Source organism: Peptacetobacter sp. AB845 (genome assembly GCF_047528295.1).
Classification (GTDB): Bacteria; Bacillota; Clostridia; order Peptostreptococcales; family Peptostreptococcaceae; genus Peptacetobacter.
Window position 1 is genome coordinate 147104 of sequence record NZ_CP180001.1, and the last position, 22139, is coordinate 169242.

The 22139-nt window shown below is 31.2% G+C and carries 16 protein-coding genes; 2 read left to right on the plus strand and 14 right to left on the minus strand.

Features of this window, described 5'->3' with window-relative positions; translation table 11 throughout:
• Positions 1 to 8: 8 nt before the first annotated feature.
• The 4 genes from opp4C to ACK2WO_RS00690 all read right to left on the minus strand — a co-directional run bounded on the left by opp4C (position 9) and on the right by ACK2WO_RS00690 (position 5002).
• Positions 9 to 902, minus strand: a complete 894-nt coding sequence (gene opp4C / locus ACK2WO_RS00675) for an oligopeptide ABC transporter permease (protein WP_414698095.1) — start codon at positions 900 to 902, stop codon at positions 9 to 11.
• Between the two features lie 12 nt (positions 903 to 914).
• Complete coding sequence (locus tag ACK2WO_RS00680; protein ID WP_178411993.1) at positions 915 to 1880, minus strand: ABC transporter permease subunit; 966 nt, start codon at positions 1878 to 1880, stop codon at positions 915 to 917.
• Positions 1881 to 1964: 84 nt separating this feature from the next.
• Positions 1965 to 3629: an ABC transporter substrate-binding protein gene (locus ACK2WO_RS00685; protein ID WP_178411994.1), complete on the minus strand. Its 1665-nt coding sequence runs from the start codon at positions 3627 to 3629 to the stop codon at positions 1965 to 1967.
• A gap of 383 nt (positions 3630 to 4012) precedes the next feature.
• The gene (locus ACK2WO_RS00690; protein ID WP_414698096.1) at positions 4013 to 5002 is read right to left on the minus strand and encodes an HIT family protein; all 990 of its coding nucleotides are present in this window, start codon (positions 5000 to 5002) and stop codon (positions 4013 to 4015) included.
• Between the two features lie 337 nt (positions 5003 to 5339).
• Here ACK2WO_RS00690 and ACK2WO_RS00695 point away from each other — a divergent pair, with 337 nt between their 5' ends.
• Positions 5340 to 6242: an SMR family transporter gene (locus ACK2WO_RS00695; protein WP_414698097.1), complete on the plus strand. Its 903-nt coding sequence runs from the start codon at positions 5340 to 5342 to the stop codon at positions 6240 to 6242.
• Between the two features lie 680 nt (positions 6243 to 6922).
• Here ACK2WO_RS00695 and ACK2WO_RS00700 read toward each other — a convergent pair.
• The 7 genes from ACK2WO_RS00700 to murB all read right to left on the minus strand — a co-directional run bounded on the left by ACK2WO_RS00700 (position 6923) and on the right by murB (position 15806).
• Entirely contained in the window at positions 6923 to 10495 is a 3573-nt protein-coding gene (locus ACK2WO_RS00700; protein ID WP_414698098.1) for a DNA polymerase III subunit alpha, read from the minus strand.
• A 113-nt stretch (positions 10496 to 10608) separates the two neighbouring features.
• On the minus strand, positions 10609 to 11565 hold the full coding sequence (whiA, locus tag ACK2WO_RS00705; RefSeq protein WP_414698099.1) for a DNA-binding protein WhiA: 957 nt from the start codon (positions 11563 to 11565) through the stop codon (positions 10609 to 10611).
• Between the two features lie 24 nt (positions 11566 to 11589).
• The gene (locus tag ACK2WO_RS00710) at positions 11590 to 12012 is read right to left on the minus strand and encodes an NUDIX hydrolase (protein ID WP_006439587.1); all 423 of its coding nucleotides are present in this window, start codon (positions 12010 to 12012) and stop codon (positions 11590 to 11592) included.
• A 72-nt stretch (positions 12013 to 12084) separates the two neighbouring features.
• Positions 12085 to 13188, minus strand: a complete 1104-nt coding sequence (locus ACK2WO_RS00715) for a gluconeogenesis factor YvcK family protein (protein ID WP_414698100.1) — start codon at positions 13186 to 13188, stop codon at positions 12085 to 12087.
• Between the two features lie 15 nt (positions 13189 to 13203).
• Positions 13204 to 14067: an RNase adapter RapZ gene (rapZ, locus tag ACK2WO_RS00720; protein ID WP_178412254.1), complete on the minus strand. Its 864-nt coding sequence runs from the start codon at positions 14065 to 14067 to the stop codon at positions 13204 to 13206.
• A 13-nt stretch (positions 14068 to 14080) separates the two neighbouring features.
• Positions 14081 to 14818, minus strand: a complete 738-nt coding sequence (locus tag ACK2WO_RS00725; protein ID WP_414698101.1) for a PHP domain-containing protein — start codon at positions 14816 to 14818, stop codon at positions 14081 to 14083.
• A gap of 55 nt (positions 14819 to 14873) precedes the next feature.
• Positions 14874 to 15806: a UDP-N-acetylmuramate dehydrogenase gene (gene murB / locus ACK2WO_RS00730; RefSeq protein ID WP_414698102.1), complete on the minus strand. Its 933-nt coding sequence runs from the start codon at positions 15804 to 15806 to the stop codon at positions 14874 to 14876.
• A 454-nt stretch (positions 15807 to 16260) separates the two neighbouring features.
• Here murB and cls point away from each other — a divergent pair, with 454 nt between their 5' ends.
• Positions 16261 to 17718: a cardiolipin synthase gene (cls, locus tag ACK2WO_RS00735; RefSeq protein WP_414698103.1), complete on the plus strand. Its 1458-nt coding sequence runs from the start codon at positions 16261 to 16263 to the stop codon at positions 17716 to 17718.
• A gap of 368 nt (positions 17719 to 18086) precedes the next feature.
• Here the strand turns inward: cls and hprK are convergent, their stop codons facing one another.
• From hprK to ACK2WO_RS00750, 3 genes are all read right to left on the minus strand, one after another.
• The gene (gene hprK, locus ACK2WO_RS00740; protein ID WP_178412662.1) at positions 18087 to 19016 is read right to left on the minus strand and encodes an HPr(Ser) kinase/phosphatase; all 930 of its coding nucleotides are present in this window, start codon (positions 19014 to 19016) and stop codon (positions 18087 to 18089) included.
• Between the two features lie 34 nt (positions 19017 to 19050).
• Entirely contained in the window at positions 19051 to 20877 is a 1827-nt protein-coding gene (gene uvrC, locus ACK2WO_RS00745; protein ID WP_414698104.1) for an excinuclease ABC subunit UvrC, read from the minus strand.
• Between the two features lie 86 nt (positions 20878 to 20963).
• On the minus strand, positions 20964 to 22058 hold the full coding sequence (locus ACK2WO_RS00750) for a DUF4145 domain-containing protein (RefSeq protein ID WP_414698105.1): 1095 nt from the start codon (positions 22056 to 22058) through the stop codon (positions 20964 to 20966).
• Between the last annotated feature and the right edge of the window lie 81 nt (positions 22059 to 22139).

Below are 22139 nucleotides of genomic sequence, written 5' to 3' on the forward strand. Positions count from 1 at the left end.
ATTTCCTCCTACATTTTTATTTTTGGATCAAGGGCATCTCTTAGCCCATCACCTACAAAGTTTATAGATAATACCATTAATATTATAAGTCCTCCAGCTGGTAGCCATAACCACCATTCTCTCTGAAGTGTACCTATATTCTGAGCTGCAATTAACATATTTCCCCAACTTGGCTGTGGTAATCTTACACCTATTCCTAAGAAACTTAGAGATGCTTCTGTTAATATACCATTTGCTATAGCTAATGTAGCTGCAACTAAAACCGGTGACATTATATTTGGAAGTATATGGTCTTTTATTATTTCAAAAGAAGATAATCCCATAGCCTTAGCAGCCATTATGTAGTCATTTTCTTTTATAGATAATATTTCTGCCCTTACAATTCTAGCTATATTTGGCCACATAAGAAGTCCTATAATAAGTATAAGATTTTTTATTCCAGGCCCTAGCACCGCTGCTGCAGATACTGCTATTACGAAGAATGGGAAACACATTATAACATCTATAATTCTCATTATAACCCGGTCTACCATTCCTCCAAAATATCCTGCTATAGCACCCATGATAACACCTATTAAAAGCTGTAGTGTCATTGATGCTAGTCCAACTAATATAGAAACCCTTCCACCATATAAAAGTCTTGTAAGAACATCCCTTCCAAGCTCATCTGTACCTAAAATATGTTCTGAATTTGGAGCCTTACTTATCATAGTAAGATCAGTCCGGCTAACTGTATAATCTGTAAGTAATGGTGCTGCTATTGATAAAATTGCTAAAATAATTATTGCAACCAATCCGATAACAGCTAATTTATTTCTCATAAATTTTTTAAACGATATTTCTGTCAATGATACATATACTTCATCATTATTATTTCTGTTTTTAGATTTTAATATATCCACTAGCAACACCTCCTATTTAGATAATCTTATTCTTGGATCTACAAATACATAAAGTATATCCGCTAATATATTTGCAAATACTATTACAACAGCTATAAGCATAGTTATACCCATTACAAGCATATAGTCTCTGTTCATTATTGCATTGTAGTTTAATGTACCTATTCCCGGCCACACAAATACTGTCTCTGTTATAAGAGCTCCTGACACTAATGATGGTAACTGCATACATAAAACTGTAACTATTGAAATCATTGAGTTTCTAAGACCATGAGTCCAAACAGCCTTATTTTTTGTAAGCCCTTTAGCCTGAGCTGTTCTCATATAATCCTGACTTAAAGCATCTACCATAGATGATCTTGTATATCTGATAAGTGTAGCAGTCTGAGTTAAAGATAGTACCGATACTGGAAGTATCATATGTTTTATAACGTCTAAAACGCGATATATTCCTGTATATCCACCATATAGTGATTCCATACCCGATGATGGAAGTATCGCTAAATCATAGCCGAATATCTTTACAAGTATCAAACCAAAGAAGAATGTAGGTATAGATATTCCTACGAAAGATAATATAGTAACTAAATAATCAACCCAAGTATTTGATTTAGATGCTGTTACAACACCTATTACTATTGCTAATATAGAACTTATTACAAATGAAGCTACTGATATTAATATTGTGTTTCCTAATGCTTCTATAATTATTCCGAATGCAGGTGCATTATACTGAGTTGAATATCCAAAGTCTCCAGTAAGAGCCCTTCCTACCCATTTGAAATACTGAACTGGTATTGGATCATAGTATCCTATTTCTCTAAGCATCTTTTCAACTACTTCAGGTGCTAAATTAGGATTTATCATGTGCATATATGGATTACCTGGCTGTAAATGTATAAGTGTAAATACAGTAACCGATACACCAAATAAAACTATCAATGCAACACCAATTCTTTTTAATAAGAATTTTTTCATTTTTTTCCTCCTATTTTTATTTTTCCTTTTTCTCTATAAAAAAGGCTGTTCCAAGGAACAGCCTAATTTTTCAATCATTATCTATTATTTTATTACCCAGTTGTGTACATTATAGAATTCGTTGAATGTTGAAGGTTTGTATCCTTCTAAACCAGGATTGTAAACTCTTTCTACGTTCTGGCAGAATAAGTAAGCTTCTGGTACATCTCTATTTAATATTTTAGCAAATTCGCCATAAATAGATTTTCTTTCATTCTGATCTAATGTAGCATTTCCTTCTTCTATTAATTTATCTGTTTCTGGATTGTTGTAAGCAACTATGTTGTATCCTATAACACCAGGTTCATTAGATATAGCAGCAGAATCCCACATTGGTTTTGGATCTGGATCTAATGATAAAGTATTACCCATCATATATAAATCGAAGTCATGGTTAGCAACTGCTTTATCCATTAAAGCTGAGTATTCCATAGTATCTATTTCTACAGCTATTCCTGCAGCTTTTAAAGATTCCTGTATAGCTGTTGCAGTTTTCTGTCTAACTTCATGGTCATTCTGGCAATCTATTGTAAGTTCTAATTTTTCACCATTAGCATTTTCAACTATACCATCGCCATCTTTGTCTTCCCAACCAGCTTCTTTAAGAAGTGATTTAGCTTTTTCTACATCGTATTTGTACTGTTCTAATTCTGATTCTTCAGGATATGCCCAGCTTGATGGTAGAAGTGGCGCATTTACTATTGAGCCTCTTCCTTCAACTATGTTGTCAAGTATACTCTGACGGTCTATAGCGTACATTATAGCCTGACGAACTTTTGCATCTTTAAGAGATTCTTTTCTTAAGTTGAATCCCATGTATGTGAACATATAGTTATCATAAGAAACTGTTTTTAATCCTTCAGATGTTAATGCATCTATATCAGCCTTTCTTAATGATTCAACATTAGCTATATCAACATTTCCACCTTTAAATTCAGCCTGAGTAGTATCAGCATTTATAGCTTTAAATACTAGGTTAGGAGTTTTAACTTCTCCGCCAAAGAAATCAGTAGCTGCTTCAAATTTAACATGTGAACCTGTTTTGTATTCAGTTAATTTATATGGTCCACAACCTACTGGGTTGTTTAATAATTCTGTCTGTTTTGTCCATTCTCCTGGATCTACTTTTGACCATATATGTTCTGGTATTATTTCTACGTTTCCTAAGTTTGTAACACCAGGAGCATATACTTTTTCAAATTCTATTTCTATAGTTTTATCATCTATAACTTTTATACCTTCTATATCTTCTGCTTCACCATTGTGATATGCTTCAGCACCTTTTACAGCCTGAACATCACCGTAGTATCCACCTGTGTAGTTTGGATCTGCCATTGCTTTGAAAGTATAAGCAACGTCATTAGCTGTAACTTTTTCACCGTCATGCCATACAGCTTTGTCACTTAGAGTATAAGTTATTTTTTTCATATCATCTGATACTTTAGATTCAGTAGCTAGATATGGTTCCTGCTCACCTTTATCATTAACAGTCATTAATGATGCATAAACAACAGATGTAACATATTTATCTATGTTTATGTTAGATATTAATGGGTTGAATATACCTTCTGGTGCAGTATTCATAGAATAAACTATTGTATCCTTAGCCTGTCCTGAAGAACTTCCGCCACCTTTGTTTCCACATCCAACAAGAAGAGATGCAGATAATACAGCCGCTAGAGCAACGCTTAATAATTTTTTTGCTTTCATCGTTTTTCTCCTTATTTATTTGTATGAAGCTAAATACGTATTTATTTCACAATCTATTCAAATTTATTATATGGAAATTTTTTTATGTTGTAAAATAGTTTGTAACTATATATTTTATTATTTTTATATATTTTTTCTATTGTAATTAAGATAACTTTTTCTTGACAAGTTGTATATTTTGTATTTATAGTAAACGTTTTCTTTTTTCTTTATTTTATTTTTTTAATATTTTAAATTTATTAAATAAACTGTACTTTTTTTGTCTACTTACTACTAATAATTAGTTTCCTTTGATATATATTCTTTCATCACATCAAAAAAGGAAGTTTTATATTGACTTCCTTTTATTATTATGCTTATTTTTTATTTTCTATATTATTTTTTTAGTAAGACATTTTTTCTGGAATTACTCCTCTCACTCCACCTTTAGGATATTTTGTGTCTCCGATATATCTAGGCATTAAATGGACATGAACATGCATCGCGCTCTGACCAGAATATTCTCCTACATTTACACCAACATTGTACGCATCTGGAGAATATTTTTCGTCTAATAGCTTTTTCCCTTCATCAACTAGATCAAATATCGCTTCTCTTTCTTCTTTTGTTAAATCAAAAAAGTTTGCTACATGTCTTTTAGGAATGAATAGCATGTGCCCCTTTGTTACCGGAAATTTATCAAATATCGCAAATGCTAGTTCATTTTCTAGTACATATTCTTTTAGCTCGCAAAATATACAACTCATATCTTTCACCTCATCATATCTAGTTTTATAGTATTCCTTAGTCCTAAATTCGATGGCGTCTTTTATATTATACGCAAAAAATTTATTATCTTTAAATTCTTCTAATCTCTTTACTACTATTTTATCTTTATCTAATTCAAAAAATTCATTTTCACTTTTTATCATATACTTAACGGGATTACTTCTTGCTAGTTCTACATACTCCTCTCTGTTCCACTTTGTGAATTCTGAAGTATTTTTATCCGCATACATATCGACAGTATTTTCTTTTATTGAATAAAATTCTTTAAAGCTTTCATACAAATCCTCATCGTCTATTCTAGATTTTAAATCTCCATTATTGTAAAATGCCAATAAAAAAGGCATTTTATAACTTTTAGACATTCTTGTGTTTTCTATCATCTTAATAAATCTCCAGCAAAATCCTTCGATTTCTTCTTTTTCAGCGCAGTTTAACTCGTCTATACTCATTAAATATCCTATATAATCTTTAAAAATATTTTCTTTGCTATTTTTCTTTATTTCAAGATATGTTTCAAAGTTCATATTTTCAAATAATTCTACTCTGCTAGGTCTATATCCTAAAGCTTGTTTAACTTTATAATATTCGCTATCTATTATACTCATAAGTGTTACTCCTAATTATTTTTATAGTATTTTTATTTTTAATTAGATTTTATCATAAATAGACTATCTGATAACAAAAAATAAAACCACCGATATATTGGACGTAGCTCTGGTGGTTTTACCTTTTCTATAACTTTTAAGTTGAAGAGAAACAAGTAACCTCTATACTCTCATTTTCTCATCTTTTTTATTATATCATACTGTTACTAAGATATCCATATTACTACAAAACCCTTTTATTTATATTCCTTGTATTTTTATTTTTTAATTTCTAGAAATCATAAAAAAATTATTGTATAATCTATAATTGAACTAAAATTTAGGAGGTTAACTATCTATGTTTTATCTATTATTAGCAATAGTATGTAGTGGTTCTATAGCTTTAATATTCAAATACAGTGAATCAAAAGAATGCAACAGAGCTTTGGTTACTACATTTAACTACTTAACAGCTACACTAATATCAGCAATAGCTCTTGCAAAATCAGGACTAAATATTCCTGCATCATTTGATGGGATAGTAGCTAAAACAATGGCAAACTTTTCAGGAACTCTTACTACTGAGGGAAGCTTTGGAGCTTCAATAATACTTGGAATAATAACAGGATTTTTATTCTTTATAGGTTTCGTAATTTATCAGAAAAGTATAAATGAGTGCGGACCTTCAATATCTGGTATGTTTGGAAAAATGGGTATACTAGTGCCTATGATTTTCTCAATATTTTTATGGAATGAGATGCCATCAGCGATAAAATGGGTCGGTATAATATTATCTTTTGCATCAATACTAATAATAAATGTAAATCCTACAAATATAAAAGAATCTGATTTTAAACCTATTCTTTTAATACTATTTGTTTTTTATGGTTTTGCAGACTTTATGAATAAAGTTTTCCAGAAATACGCATTAGTAGAATACAAAAACTTTTTCTTATTAATAGTATTCATATCTGCTACAATATTTAGCTTAGGTATGCTATTCAAAAATAGAAAAGAGGGATTCAACCTTACTAGCTGCTTAATTGGTATAGGTGTTGGTATTCCAAACATGTTTTCTTCTTTCTTCCTTATAGATGCTTTAAAAACACTTGAAGCTGCAGTTGTCTATCCAATATTCAGTGCAGGTGGTATAGTGTTTATAATGTTTATGAGTTATATACTATTTAAAGAAAGGCTTCAGAAAAAGGAAAAACTTGCAGCACTTCTTACTATCGTAAGTATGGTAATTATAAATATTTAATATAAATAACTCAATAAAAATAAAAAGAACAAGATTATATCATTTTTATCTATACAAATTTGATATTATTTTGTTCTTTTTTTTCATTTTTATCAGTTTTTTTATCATATTTTTATTTTTTTGCATCTTTACAATATTAAGATATAATCAAGTTTATTTATTTTTATAATATATAGTAAATATCGAAATTTATTTTATTTTAATTTTAGTAAATATTTTTTCTCATTAATTTTATTACAATAAGTAAGATTATAATATACTTATTATTTACGTTATTTTCATAAATTTATATCGTTAATAAAAAAACATCATTTTTAAAGGAAAACGCTTGTTGTTTTTCTGTTGTTTTTATAATTTCTACTTATATGATATTTCCACACCCATTATATATAGTTTTTTTATATTATCCTTTCATTTTTTTATGCTTGTGCAATTTATGGGGATTTACATGTTGTTTTTTTTTTAATATAATATATATGAACTCAATACATAATATAACATAAATTAAGATTCTAAAAATTTTAATTTACTAACTAACCACTTTAAGATATTTTAAATTATCCTCTAATTTAAAATAATCAATCTGTAGAAAAAAACCACCTTTATATAAAAGGCGGTTTTTTTCTTTTAATTTATATTATTTTTGAATAATCCTATAGATTTTGTTTATAAAATCAAAATTAATTTTTCAAAATTTCTATATTTAACTTCCCTACTAATGTAGAAAGTTCTTTTTTTAGATTTTCGTCTGCATCTATATACATTCCCGGAACCTTATACTCCCTTGGGCTACTATCCATATCTATATTTTCATCCTTAGGTAGAAGTACAAGCCTATCTTTTCCTGGGTATTTTCTAGCTATAGAGAATAGCTTCATCAATAATTCTTCATTTCTTACAGTATCCACTCTCACATTCATCTGTTTACTTTGATTTACATTATTTGAATTTCCTTTAAAAGATATTTTCTCTACATTGAAACCTTCATCATCTCTTATATCCTTTATTTCTCTGGCAATTAGTTTTACTTCATCGTCCTCAACTATGTTCATAGTACCTTTTATAAGTACTATACTGTCGTCATTCAATAGGATATTGTATTTTTTAAGAGTCTGTGGGAATACTACTACCTCGATTGTACCGTATAGATCTTCAAGTGTTATAAATGCCATTATCTCATTTCTCTTTGTAGTCATTATCTTTTTATTGATAACCATTCCACCCATGATAACCTCTTTTTCATTTAGCCTCATGTAGTTTACTTCATCTTCTTTTAACTCTTTTATTTTTTTCATACTTATACTAGTTTTTCTGTCTAAGTCTGATTTATATTCAGATAATGGATGTCCGCTAAGATACATCCCCAATACTTCTTTTTCCATATTGAGTTTTTCTTTATCGGTAAATTCTCGTACAAAAGGCATATTATTTGCAATATCCATTTCCTCTGCATCTTCTACTTCTCCTGCAAATGCATCGAATAAAGATATTTGTCCTTGTACGTTCTTCTTTCTATCCATAGAGATACTTTCTAGTACTGATTCATATCCAGACATAAGTGTCGCTCTATTTTCACTTATATTGTCGAAAGCTCCACATTTTATAAGACTTTCAATAACTCTTTTATTTGTATCCTTTGAATCTAATCTTTTTGCAAAGTCTACAAAGTCTTTAAAATCTCCGTTTGCTTCTCTTTCTTTTACTATGTTTTCGATTATATTAACACCTACATTTTTTACAGCTGCAAGTCCAAATCTTATACTATTTCCTTCAACAGAGAATTTTGCAAAACTCTTATTTATATCTGGAGGATTTACAGGTATTTCAAGGGCATTACACTCTCTTATATACTCCACTACTTTATCAGAGTTACCCATTATACTTGTTATAAGGGCAGCCATAAATTCAACAGGATAATGAACTTTCAGGTATGCTGTTTCATATGCAAGCACTCCATAAGCAGCCGCATGAGATTTATTAAATGCATATCTTGCAAAGTCTATCATATCGTCGAAAATTTTATTTGCATCCTCTTCAGATATTCCATTTCTTATACATCCTGGAATTTCTATATTTCCTTCATCGTCAAATTTCCCATGTATGAAATACTGTCTTTCTTCTTCCATGACATCCATTTTTTTCTTACTCATAGCTCTTCTAACTAAGTCGCTTCGACCATAGCTATATCCAGCTAAATCCCTTACGACCTGCATTACCTGTTCCTGATATACTAAACATCCATATGTTACCTCAAGAATAGGTCTTAGCTTGTCATTTATATATGTTACTTTTTCTGGATTATTCTTATTTTCTATATATGTTGGAATTGAATCCATTGGGCCTGGTCTGAATAGAGATATTCCGGCTACTATATCTTCAAAGCTATTTGGTTTTAGCTGTTTCATGAAGTTTCTCATACCAGAACTTTCTAGCTGGAATACTCCTAGAGTATTACCTTGAGATAATGTTTCAAATACTTCATTATCATCATATTCCATTTTTGAAAAATCTATATGCTCTGTATATCCTTTTATATCTCTATTTAATTCAATTAAATCTAATGCATCTCTAATAACTGTAAGTGTTCTAAGACCTAAGAAGTCCATTTTTAAAAGACCTAGTTCTTCAAGAGTAGTCATTGTAAACTGTGTAGTTATTGAATCCTGATGTTTATATAAAGGTACATATTCATCTACCGGATTTCTGGCTATAACAACACCTGCTGCATGAGTAGATGCATGTCTAAGAGTTCCCTCTAATCTTTTAGATATGTCTATTACTTCTTTAGTTTCTGCATCTGATTCATAAAGCTCTACAAGAGTTGGATTTGTGTCCATAGCCTTGTCTATCGTCATTCCAAGTTCAAATGGGATTTCCTTTGCTATTCTATCCGCTTTATTATAAGATACATTTAAAACCCTAGCTACGTCTCTTATAGCTATTTTCGCACCCATTGTACCAAAAGTAATTATCTGGGCAACATGATCTTCTCCATATTTTCTTTTTACATAGTCTATAACTTCTTCACGTCTTTCGTAGCAGAAGTCTATATCTATATCGGGCATAGATACCCTCTCTGGATTTAGGAATCTTTCAAACAGTAGGTTGTACTTCATAGGATCTATATCTGTTATTTTTAAAGTATATGCAACTATAGAACCAGCTGCACTCCCCCTACCAGGTCCTACCATTATATTGTTTTGTTTTGCATAGTTTATAAAATCCCAAACTATAAGGAAATACTCTACATATCCCATATTTTCTATAGTATTTAACTCGTACTCCAGTCTTTCTTTGTATTCTTCAGGGCAATCATCTCCGTATCTTTCTTCAAGCCCTTTTTTACAAAGTTCTCTAAAATATCCGTTAGTAGTGTATCCCTCTGGTACATCGTATTTTGGAAGATGATATTTGTGGAATTCAAATTCGACATTACATCTTTCAGCTATTTCATTTGTATTATCTAAAGCTTCTTCTAGCTCTGGGAATAATTTTTCCATTTCTTCCCTACTCTTTAAATAGAATTCATCGCTTGGGAATTTCATCCTATTTGTATCGTCAACAGTCTTTTGCATCTGTAAACACATAAGTATATCCTGTATTCTAGCATCATCTTTATCCACATAATGCACATCATTTGTGGCTACTAATGGGATGTTTAATTCCCTAGAAAGTCTTACTACTTCTGTATTTACCTGCTTTTGTTCAGGAAGTCCATGGTCTTGTATTTCTAAATAATAGTTTCCATTACCAAATATTTCTCTATATTCCATAGCTAATTTTCTAGCTTTATCGTAATTTCCATTCATTATAGCCCTAGGAACATCTCCTGCAAGACACGCAGAAAGAGCTATCAATCCTTGACTGTGTTTTTTAAGCTCATCCATGTCTGTTCTAGGCTTATAGTAGAATCCATCTACATAAGATTTAGATACTATTTTTATAAGGTTTTTGTATCCAGTCATATCTTTAGCTAAAAGCACTAAATGCCCTTGATGCTTATCGTAGTTTGGATCTTTATCGCTTAGCTTTCTAGGTGCTGTGTATACTTCACATCCAATTATCGGTTTGATTCCTTCAGCTTTTGCGGCTTTATAAAAATCTATTGCACCAAACATACATCCATGGTCAGTTATCGCAACGGCAGTCATTCCCTTTTCTTTAGCCCTTTTTACAAGCGTCTTTACTCTGGAAAATCCGTCAAGCAAACTATACTCAGTATGCACGTGAAGATGTGTAAAGTTTTTATCCATTTTTCCACCTCCATTTTTTAATTATATATATTTTATTATAATTTATTTTTTAGTTCTTTGTTGTAAATTTATTAAAAAAGAGACTTTCCGAATCATAGAAAAGTCTCCTATTTTTATTCTATATTATATTTTTCTCTTAGATTATCCGCTATTTCCTGTATTCTTTTTAATCTATAATTTACTCCAGATTTTCCTACAGGAGGAGTTAGCATCTCTCCAAGTTCTTTTAATGTAAGCTCCTCATTTTCTACTCTAAGAAGTGCTATTTGCTGTAGATTTTCAGGTAATTTCTTTATACCTATTGTTTCTTCTATTATTCTAATATTTTCAACCTGTTTAACCGCTGCATTGACAGCTTTTGTTAGGTTAGCTGTCTCACAATTCACTATTCTGTTTACGTTATTTCTCATCTCTTTTACTATCTTAACGTTCTGAAGTTTTAAAAGAGCATTGTGAGCACCTATAAGACTTAATAAATCAGATATTTGCTCACTTTCTTTTATATATACAACATAGTTGTTTTTTCTAGCTACGATTTTGCTATTAAAATCAAAGCTATTTATTAAGTCTCTCAGAGACTGTGCAAACTCCAAATTGTTAGTTACAAATTCAAGATGATAATTTTTTTCTGGATCGCTAATAGAACCTCCACCAAGAAAAGCACCTCTTATAAAAGCTCTTTTCTGCTCGTCCATTGCAATTAACTCCTCAGCTATATCATTTTTAGGGAAAAAACCTTCTCCTTTTTCTAAAACACCTAGCTCTTTTAAAAGTTTTTCTGCCCCCATGTCGCTCTTGACAGTCAAAACATAGCTATTGTTTCTTTTAAGCATCTGGTTTTTATTTACAGCGATAGTAGTGTTGATATTAAAATCATGTTTTAAAAGCTTAAACACCTTTCTTGCTATCGAGTTAAGCTCTGTTATTATCTTTAGATTCATCTTTTTAAATCCAGCTATCTGTATACTTCCAGAAAGTCTAACTATCCCTGCAAGCTCAGCCAAATTTACAGCTTGTATATCAGAATCTATTCTCGTTAGTTCGTTTTTCGTCTCCGCTGAAAATGACATTTCTATCTACCACCTACTGCCTTATTATTTATTTAATTTTTTCTTTATTTCTACAAGCGCTACTTTTATAATTTCTTTTTCATCATCGTATCTAGCCATTTCAACTACTCTATCTATATGGACAAATTTTGCATCTACAAATCCCTCTTCTTTCTGAGGAATTGTGTCCATACTTCTAGCAGTCATTAAATACCAGAACACAGTCTTATGAACTGTTTTATTTTCGTCCCAATTTTCTTTGAAAGTATAATGTATTTCACCAAGATATTTATCTATATCTGCTTTTACTCCAGTTTCTTCTCCTACTTCTCTCAATGCGGCTTGCTCGTGGCTCTCCCCTTTTTCAACTTTGCCTTTTGGGAGTACCCAATCTCCGTTAAATTTTCTAAGTAGAAGAACAGCATTTCCAAACAGTACAACTCCGCCGGCACTTACTTCTTCTCTCATTCGATTCACTCCTTAAACTGTTTTCTTCTTTGGTCAGATAATCTTCTACCAGTAAACAATTTATGTCAACTGTTACATATTTCTTTCTTCAGAAACTATCTGCATAATTACTTTAGAAACATTTTTCGCATCATGTCTTATGTAATTATTTTTTATTTCGATAAGATCTGCCTCAATTACTTTTATCCCCAACTTGTCAAAACTTTTTTTCTGGTGGTTATCTAAAAGGACTTGTTCCGCCCCATCTTTATTATAACGCATAAAAACATCTTCTTGCAGTATTTCCTTATTTGCAACTACATAATCTATGATATTTTCTCCTGCATGTTCTATTATAGCATTTGCATGGTCGAACAAATTATAATTTTCTGTTTCACCAGGTTGTGTCATTACGTTTCCTACATATACCTTAGGTGCATCAGAATTTTTAATAGCATCTACTACTCCATCAACTAAAAGATTTGGAATAACACTAGTATAAAGACTTCCTGGTCCCATAACAATTATATCCGCATTTTTTATAGCGTATATTACCTCTTTAAGAGGTTTTATATGTGGATGGTCTAATCTAAGTCTTTTTATATTAGTTTTGTCTAATTTACAAACATCAGGAATAGCAGATTCTCCTTCTATTACCTTACCATTTTCAAGTTCTGCAACCAAGTTTACATCTTCTAAAGTAACTGGGTATACCTTTCCTGTTATAGCAAAAATCTCACCTAATTTAGATACAGCTGTTTCAAAATTTCCATAAAGTCCAGTCATCGCAGCTAAGAATAAGTTACCAAAACTCTGACCTTTTAATCCGCCCTCTTCAAATCTGTACTGCATTACCTCGTTCATAGTAGGCTCTATATTTGCAAGAGCTAAAAGGCAGTTTCTTATATCTCCTGGTGGAAGCATTCCTAAGTCCTCTCTAAGTACTCCAGAGCCACCTCCATCATCTGCAACGGTAACAACTGCGGTTATATTATTTGTATAATACTTTAATCCTCTTAGAAAAACAGATTGTCCTGTTCCCCCTCCTATAACCACTACTTTTGGATTTCTTTCTTCTAATTCTCTCTCTCTTATTTGATTTTCAATTTTTGCTTTTCTAGCCTTTATATAAAGAATGATAGCCGCAATCAGAGCTATCCACCCTATTACACCAATTATATTATTTAAGTATTCCATAAAATGCCCCCATGATTAACCAAGCATAGAGTCTCTATGTTTTTTAATTACTCTATATCCATTTTTGTAAAGCTCATCATATAGCATGTTGGCTATAGTAACAGATCTATGTCTTCCTCCAGTACATCCCACACCTATTACTAAGTGCTGTTTTCCCTCTTCTATATACTGAGGTATTAGGAATCCTATAAAATCAAATAATTTTTCTACAAATTCTTCACTTACTTTTGAATTCATAACATACTCTCTAACTTCTTTAAAGTCTCCAGTTTTCGGTCTTAGACTTTCATCATAATATGGATTTGGTAAGAATCTTACATCAAATACAAGGTCTGCATCCTTAGGTATTCCATATTTAAATCCAAATGAAACTACAGATATAGTCATATTAGGAGTATCTTCTTCCAATCCATCTTTGTATATCTTAGAAATTTCTTCTTTTAAATCCTTTGGCTTCATATTTGAAGTATCTAATATACAAGTTGCATATTTTTTAAACGGCTCCATTATCTGTCTTTCTATTTTTATACCTTCTGGAATCTGCATATTTTTTGATAGTGGATGATTTCTTCTAGTCATCTTATATCTTTTTAAAAGTACATCATCGTCGCAATCAAGGTAAAGTACTTCGAATTTATAATTTGCTTTTTCAAGGCAATCAAGACTTTCATGAAGTGCCTCAAAAAATCTTCTACCTCTTATGTCTACTCCTAGTGCTACCTTCTCTATATTAGAGTTTCCCTGGAAGCATATTTCCGCAAATTTTGTTATTAATGTAGGTGGCATATTATCTACACAATAAAATCCCATATCCTCTAATGCTTTCATTGTTTCACTTTTTCCAGAGCCTGATAACCCTGTAACTATAACAAACTTCATGTAATTTGCCCCCTTATTCTATTATATTTTCTACTCTCTTAATATCTATGCCAGATTTTTTGACTGTTTCAAGTCCTAAAGAAAAATTGCCTACCATAAATGGCTTATGTGCGTCTGAACCAATCATCAATCTATTATTGTATTTTTCTATTTGCTTTAGCTGTTCTACATTTAAATGTGCATGAGAACTGTTTATCTCTAGTATTATATTTCTCTTTTTTGCCTCTTCAGCAATCTCCTCAATATACACATCCCCTTTATCTCCAGGGTGAGTAATCATAAATATATCATTATTTTTCATTGCATTTACAACCGCATCTGTGTTATATCTCTTAGATTTTTTAGTTCTTAAAAAATAGTTGTCTGCATGGTTTAACAACCCTCTAAAAGATGTTGGCTCAGATGCAAAATGATAACCTGCAAGAACGTAGTCCAACTGTTTTCTTATCTTATCATCCATATCTATAGTTCCCTTATTGTCCAGAATATTACACTCTATCCCTAGAAGTATCTCGATTTCCTTGTATTTTTCATTTAATCTATCTACTTCTTCTCTCATTCTAAATATACTATCTCTGTCCAACCCATATAGTAAATGTCTATATCCATGGTCTGATATTCCAATTGTTTTAAGGCCTTTTTTTATAGCTTCTTGTACATTTTCTTCTATAGTACCTATAGCATGTTTTCTCTTACCATTTTTACCATTACTAAAAATAGTATGTGTATGGTAATCTGCTATAATTTTCATATTATATCATCTCCAGTCTTTTTATTGGCTTACGTATACACTACTTACCTTCAGACTATTCTTCCTCTTTAACTGGATCCTCGCCAACTATTTTTACCTCTTCTTCAAGCATAACACCGAATTTTGCATTTACAGTGGATTTAACAGCAAACATTAAGTCTAATAATTCTTTTGCTGTTGCATTTCCTCTATTTATAACAAATCCTGAATGCTTTTCAGATACCTGAGCATCGCCTATTGATAATCCTTTAAGCCCACTATCCTGTATTAATTTGCCCGCAAAATATCCTTCAGGTCTTTTAAATGTACTTCCTGCGCTCGCAAAATTAAGAGGCTGTTTAGAAGTTCTTCTATCTCTTAAATCGTCCATTGTAGCTTTTATATCGTCGTAATTACCTTTTTCTAACTCTACTACTGCAGAAAGTGCTACATAACCTTTTTCCACTATTGTGCTTCTTCTATATCCAAAATGCATTTCTTCATTAGATAACTCTAATATATTTCCATCTTTATCCATAACTTTTACAGTTTTTACTATATCTTTAATTTCTCCACCGTATGCACCTGCATTCATCGCTAATGCACCACCAAATGTTCCTGGTATTCCAGATGCAAATTCAAACCCTTTAAGTTCTTCTCTAAGAGCTGCATTTCCTATTCTAGATAGTAGTGCACCTGCTTTTATTTCTATTTTATTTCCATCTATTTTAAAATCACTGAAATTATCTGATAGTTCTACAACTACTCCTCTTATTCCTCCATCTCTTACTAAAAGATTTGAACCATTTCCTATTATAAGGTATGGAATTTCTTCACTTTTTATATATAAAAGAATTTCTTTTAACTGTTCTTCATTTATAGGTCTAACTAAAATATCTGCTGGACCGCCAACTCTAAAAGATACATGTTTTTTCATAGGTTCGTCCATCATTATATTTTCTTTTCCAACTATATCTAAAAGTTCATTATATACTTTATTTTTATTCACTATACATTCCTCCTCTAATTATTTAATTTTTATATCTCAAATACAATCTGTTCTCTTTTTATTTATATATTCTAATTACTTTATACCCTTTATATTTTCATTTATTTTGATTTATTATTTTCATCATTATATTTTTTCCATGTTTGGCAAAATTAGTGCATTATACACCCAATTATATATTAATATAATAAATTAAATTTCTAAAAATAACAATATCTAAGCAAAATAAATTCCTTCTATATAATGTAGGTATAAATTCTTTTCTTTTGGTATTTGATTTTTTAATGAAAAAGTCAATATTTTTGAAATTTCTATTGTACAATATCGTACTTGTGTGTTTTAATAGTCATAAAAGCATTTTATGGAAAGCTTAAAATGCCACTAATTTAGAAAATTAATTCTTTTCATTTCAATTTAAATTACGATTAAAATTTTTAAGAGGGGAGATCTTTTTTTGGAAAATTTACCATTATCATTATATGAGATTATACTTACAACAGTTTATCTCATAAACTTTATTCTTGTTATAGACCTTATATTTAGAGGAAAGAGAAATATCGACAATACTCTTACTTGGATAGTTATACTAGTCCTTGTTCCTCCACTTGGGTTCATACTATATGCGATGTTTGGTAGAAGTATTGCAAAAAACAATATGTTCAGTGTTAAGGAAAAAGAGGATAGAGTTATAAAAAATAAAATACTAGAATCTTATGTAGAAATTGAGTCTAATTTAGACCCATACTTAGATGAAAATAAAGATATTATCTACACACTTGCGAATTCAAACAATGCCCACTTTACAGCGGACAACGATGTAGATATTTATCCAGAATCAAATATGTTCTTCAATTCACTTCTTGAAGAGCTAAAAAAAGCTGAAGAATACATAAATATACAGTTCTATATATTTAAAGATGATAGAATAGGAAAAGAAATAATAGAAATACTTAAAGAGAAGGCTCAGTCTGGTGTAGAAGTTAGACTTCTATACGATGCTGTTGGAGGTAGAAACCTTAGCAAAAAGGCTGTAAAGGAAATGAAGGAAGCTGGCGTTCAGGTTGCTAATTTCTTCCCTTCATTCTTAAATATAATAAACTTCAACATAAACTTTAGAAACCACAGAAAAATCGTTGTTATAGATGGTAAAGTTGGATTTGTTGGAGGATTTAATGTAGGTGACGAATATCTAGGAAGAGATCCTAAATTTGGAGAATGGAGAGATACTCATATCAAACTTACTGGTAGTTGTGTAATCGACTTAAGTATGAGATTCCTTCTTGATTGGAGATACACTACTAAAGAAAACCTAGATTTAGCTAAGTACTTTACTAAAAAGAGAGAAAAATCAAATGGAAATGTTGGAATCCAGATTGTTTCAAGTGGTCCCGATATAACTGAACTTGATGAAATAAAATACGGATATATGAAGATGATTCAAAAAGCTAGAGATTACGTATATATTCAGAGTCCATACTTAATACTAGACAAAACTTTAATGGAAACACTAAAAGTTGCATGTCTATCTGGTGTAGATGTAAGAATCATGATACCTTCAAAACCTGACCATCCATTCGTATACTGGGCATCATACTCTTATGCAGGAGAACTTCTAGACTATGGTGCAAAAATATACACTTATGGAGAGGATGCATTCTTACATGCTAAAACAATAGTTTACGATGATTCAGTTGCATCTATAGGAACTGCAAACATGGATATAAGAAGCTTCGAACTTAACTTTGAAGTAAACGCATTTATCTATTCTGAAGAAAAAGCAAGAGAACAGAGAATGATATTTGAAAGAGATATTAAAAATTCTAGAGAAATAACAAAAGAAATATACGAAAGTAGATCTACATACATAAAAATGAAAGAATCTATATCTAGATTACTTTCACCAGTTTTATAGAACAGGAAATAAAAAACATCTATTTTGGCTCCAGGCGGTCAAGCCGCATTGTCGCTACAAATAGATGTTTTTTTATTTCCTCAGTTTTAATACTGGTGAATAGTAATCAAAGCTCACCGCACCGGCTCATCAAAGATTATAAAATAATAGAATAAAGTAATATTTTTATCTCTTTTATCTCATGTAACCTATTCACCCTCTTAGTAGCAAGCTGAGGAATTTACTGAAAAAATTATTTATCATCTCCTTCAGCTACGGTTAATAGTTTTATTGTATAAAGAGGGGGTTATACTGTCTATTTACAGCGACAATGCAACTTGATTGCCTGGAGCGTAAATAGACAGTATCTCCCTCTTTTTCAATATAATCTATCTATCGCTCTGAAGTAGCTGATTTAATTTTTTAGTAAATTCTTCAGCTGCATCATATCCCATACCTCGCTGTCTATAGTTCATAGCAGCAACTTCTAGTATCATAGATGTGTTTCTTCCTGGTTTTACAGGTACAGTCATTTTTTCTATCTGCACACCCATTATATTTTCGTATTCTCTATCTAACCCAAGTCTATCATAGTACTTGTTCTTATCCCATGATTCAAGGTATATTACAAGACCTATTTCATGTCTTGTTTTTACTGCTCTAACACCGTAAAGTGTTTTTACATCCAATATACCTATTCCTCTTATTTCCATAAAATGTCTTAATAGCTCTGGAGCCTGACCTATTAGTTTATTTTCATCTGTCTTTCTTATTTCAACAGCATCATCAGCTACAAGCCTATGACCCTTCTGAACCAATTCAAGGGCAGTTTCTGATTTACCTACACTACTTTCACCCTTGATAAGTACACCTACACCGTATATATCAACTAAAACACCATGCACTGTTTCATATTTAGCCATTCTATTTTCAAGGTAATTTGATAATTTGTTTATCAATCTTGTAGTGTTTCTATTAGATTTTAAAACTATTATATCGTGTTTTTCGGCAATTTTTAAGAAATCCTCTTTTACTTCCATATCCCTAGAGATTATTACCGCCGGAATATCATAAGAGAATAATTTTTCTAATCTTTCTTTTCTAGTTTCATCATCTATTGTCGCAAAATATGCATACTCACTCTTCCCTATTATCTGTATTCTTTCTGATGAGAAATATTCAAAAAATCCAGCATACTGTAACCCTGGTCTATTTAGCTCTGGAGTTGTTACATAGTGATCTCTTCCATCATCTGGAAAATTCACCACTTCTAAATCCAAAGCATTTATAATATCCAATATATTAACTTTGCTCTCCATATTTTCACTCCTTTTTTATCATTATAATTTGATTCTAGTATAATCCTTGCTCCTTTTCTCTAAAGAAATCATATACTTTTTCAGCAACTGTAGAGTTCATAGTTTCTGTGTCTTCAAGCTCTTCCAATGTCGCATTTTTTATACCTTCTAAAGTCTTGAATTTTGCAAGTAGAGCCTTTTTCCTCTTCTCTCCAACTCCTGGAATATTGTCTAACTCTGATTTTGTAAGCTTTTTATCCCTAAGACTTCTGTGATATGTTATCGCATAATTGTGGACTTCCTCCTGAATTCCAGCTACAAATCTGTACAGATTGCTAGTCTTTGACAATTCAATTTCTCTAGTTTCATTTATCAGCCCTTTGGTTCTGTGTTTATCATCTTTATACATTCCCCAAAGCGGAATATCTATTCCATATCTGTCAAATACTTTTCTGACAGCACCAACCTGACCTTTACCACCATCTAGTAAAATTAAATCTGGCAGATTTCCATGCTTTATCCTTCTTTCAAGTATCTCTGCCATAGAATCGTAATCATTTGGCCCAATTACAGTCTTGATTTTATATCTTCTATACTCTTTTTTATCTTTTTTACCATTTGTGTAAACTACCATAGACCCAATTGAGTCTACACCCTGTATATTAGAAATATCAAAAGACTCTATTCTTATAGGTAACTCTTCTAATTCTAGTAGATTTTTTAATTCCTCAAGTGCACCTATACTTTTTTCGTACTTTCTCTTATTCATATCTGAGAATTTTTCTAAGTACTCAAGTGCATTTTTTCTAACCATTTCAACTAAGCTCTTTTTTTCGCCTTTTTGAGGGACTCTTATAACAACTTTCTGCCCTTTCTTAGCAGTAAGTATGTCCTCTAAAATTCCCTGGTCTTCTATTTCATCCTCGATAATTATCTCTTTTGGAATGTATTCCTGCTCCATATAGAACTGCTTAGCAAATGAACCAAGGATTGATTCTCTGCTGCTATCCATAACTCCTTCTAATATGAAGTGTTCTCTTCCTACAATTTTACCATTTCTTACAAAGAAAATCTGAACACATGCTTCGTTATTTGCCCTAGCCATAGCGATAATATCTTGATTTAAGTCTAGTGTATTCGTGTCTATCTTCTGCTTTTGAACCATCTCTTCTAAACTTTTTATCTTATCTCTGTAAACTGCAGCCTCTTCAAATCTAAAGTCAGCTGCACATTTTTGCATTTTTTCAGTAAGAATTTCTACAAGCTTCTCTTCTTTTCCAGAAAGACACATAATAACTTCGTCTATCATCTGTCTGTACTCTTCCTTTGAAACTTTGCCAGTACAAGGCCCCATACATTTCTTTATATGATAATTTAAACATGGTCTCATTTTATTCTTTATAGCTCTGTCTATATCTATTTTACACGTTCTTATAGGATATGTATCCCTGATTACCTCAAGAGTGTCGTTTACAGCTGTTATATTTGTGTATGGCCCAAAGTATTTAGCCTTATCCTTAGCCACTTTTCTAACTTTTATGACTCTAGGAAAATCCTCATTTGTAGTAACTTTTATATATGGATATGTCTTATCATCTCTAAGTAGCACATTGTACTTTGGTTTATATCTTTTTATCAAGTTACACTCTAATATCAGTGCCTCTGTTTCTGAATCGGTTATTATATATTCAAAACTTCTGATATTTTTTACCATTGATTTTACTTTTGATGAATGATTTTTAGACGATTGGAAATACTGTCTAACTCTGTTCTTAAGCACAACAGCTTTTCCAACGTATATTACATTATCAAAAGCATCCTTCATTATATAAACTCCAGGTTGTTCTGGAAGTTGTTTTAAATGTTCCTGTATATCAAACAAATTATTTCCTCCATTAAACTTCAATTTTTATATGCTAATTTTATTTTAACATATAAATTTTATACCTAATTGAATACAGTTTTAAACTATTTAATCTTCTTGTTGCTTCTATATTTATACGCAATCCAATAATCAACCACTCTTGATAGACACTCTACAAGTATCTGTCTGTCTAAGTAGTTTTCTTCTATTGAATATTCTACTTCTTCATCTGTATGAACCTCAGCATTTCCAAATGCCCTAATTATATGCATATATGCAGTAATTCTTGGAGATGCAAGCTCAGCTTTTCTCATATACTCAATTCTCTGGAATAAGTTTCTATTTCCAGCCTTATCCCCACCTATATCATATATGATAAACTCAAGCATTTTTCTCGCCAATACACAGAACTCGAACTGTCTTAACTCTCTGCTCTCAATTCTTGCTTCAAATTCAATTAAAACATCACTTCTATCTCTTTTCTTGAATTTTCCAGAAGTAACATGTTCTCTGTAGTATTTCATCTTAGACCACATATCGCAAAGAATTTCGTCGCATTGCTCATCGCTAAACACATTTTCCTGATCTACATCAGTTCTGTTTAGGATTTCGTTCATCTTCCGGTCAAATTTCATAACCCTTTCTCTATCGTTATCGACTATGTATATCCCATCTAGGTTGTATGTCTTTTCCATAGCAAATCTACTCTGCTCTACAAGTATGCTTAGAATCTCATCGTCTGGTAAATTTTTCAAACAAGAACCCATAACAGGCATCGCTATATTCTCTATATTTATACCAATTCCATCTGCAAGATTTATCACAGCAAATAGATTTCTTATTCTTTCAGAAAAACATTCCGCAGTTATTGTTCTATCATCTAATTCTATGCAGGCAATTCTTTTAAATCCTACCTTTTCAACATCAAATTCCTTAGACATCCAAACTCCAAGTGACTTATTTAAATCTAAAGCAGCATCTTCTTGTATTTCTTTCATAGACATTCCATATTTTTCCATGAAGCTTTTTTCAAACGCCTTCTGTGTAGAGCCTTCATGGTATTTATATGATGCAAGGACTAATAGGTCTATTGGGTAGTAAAATTCTGTAAGGTCTGCATAGTGTAGCTCGATAAATTTTATACCCGAAACTGTCCCAAACTCATTTCTGTTTAAATATACTTTTGTGTGCTTATTCATAGAAAAACCACCACCTTCAAAAAAAGCCTGAAAAAATATTTTTCAGGCTGTTTAATTTCTTTATTTAATTATACTTTAAAA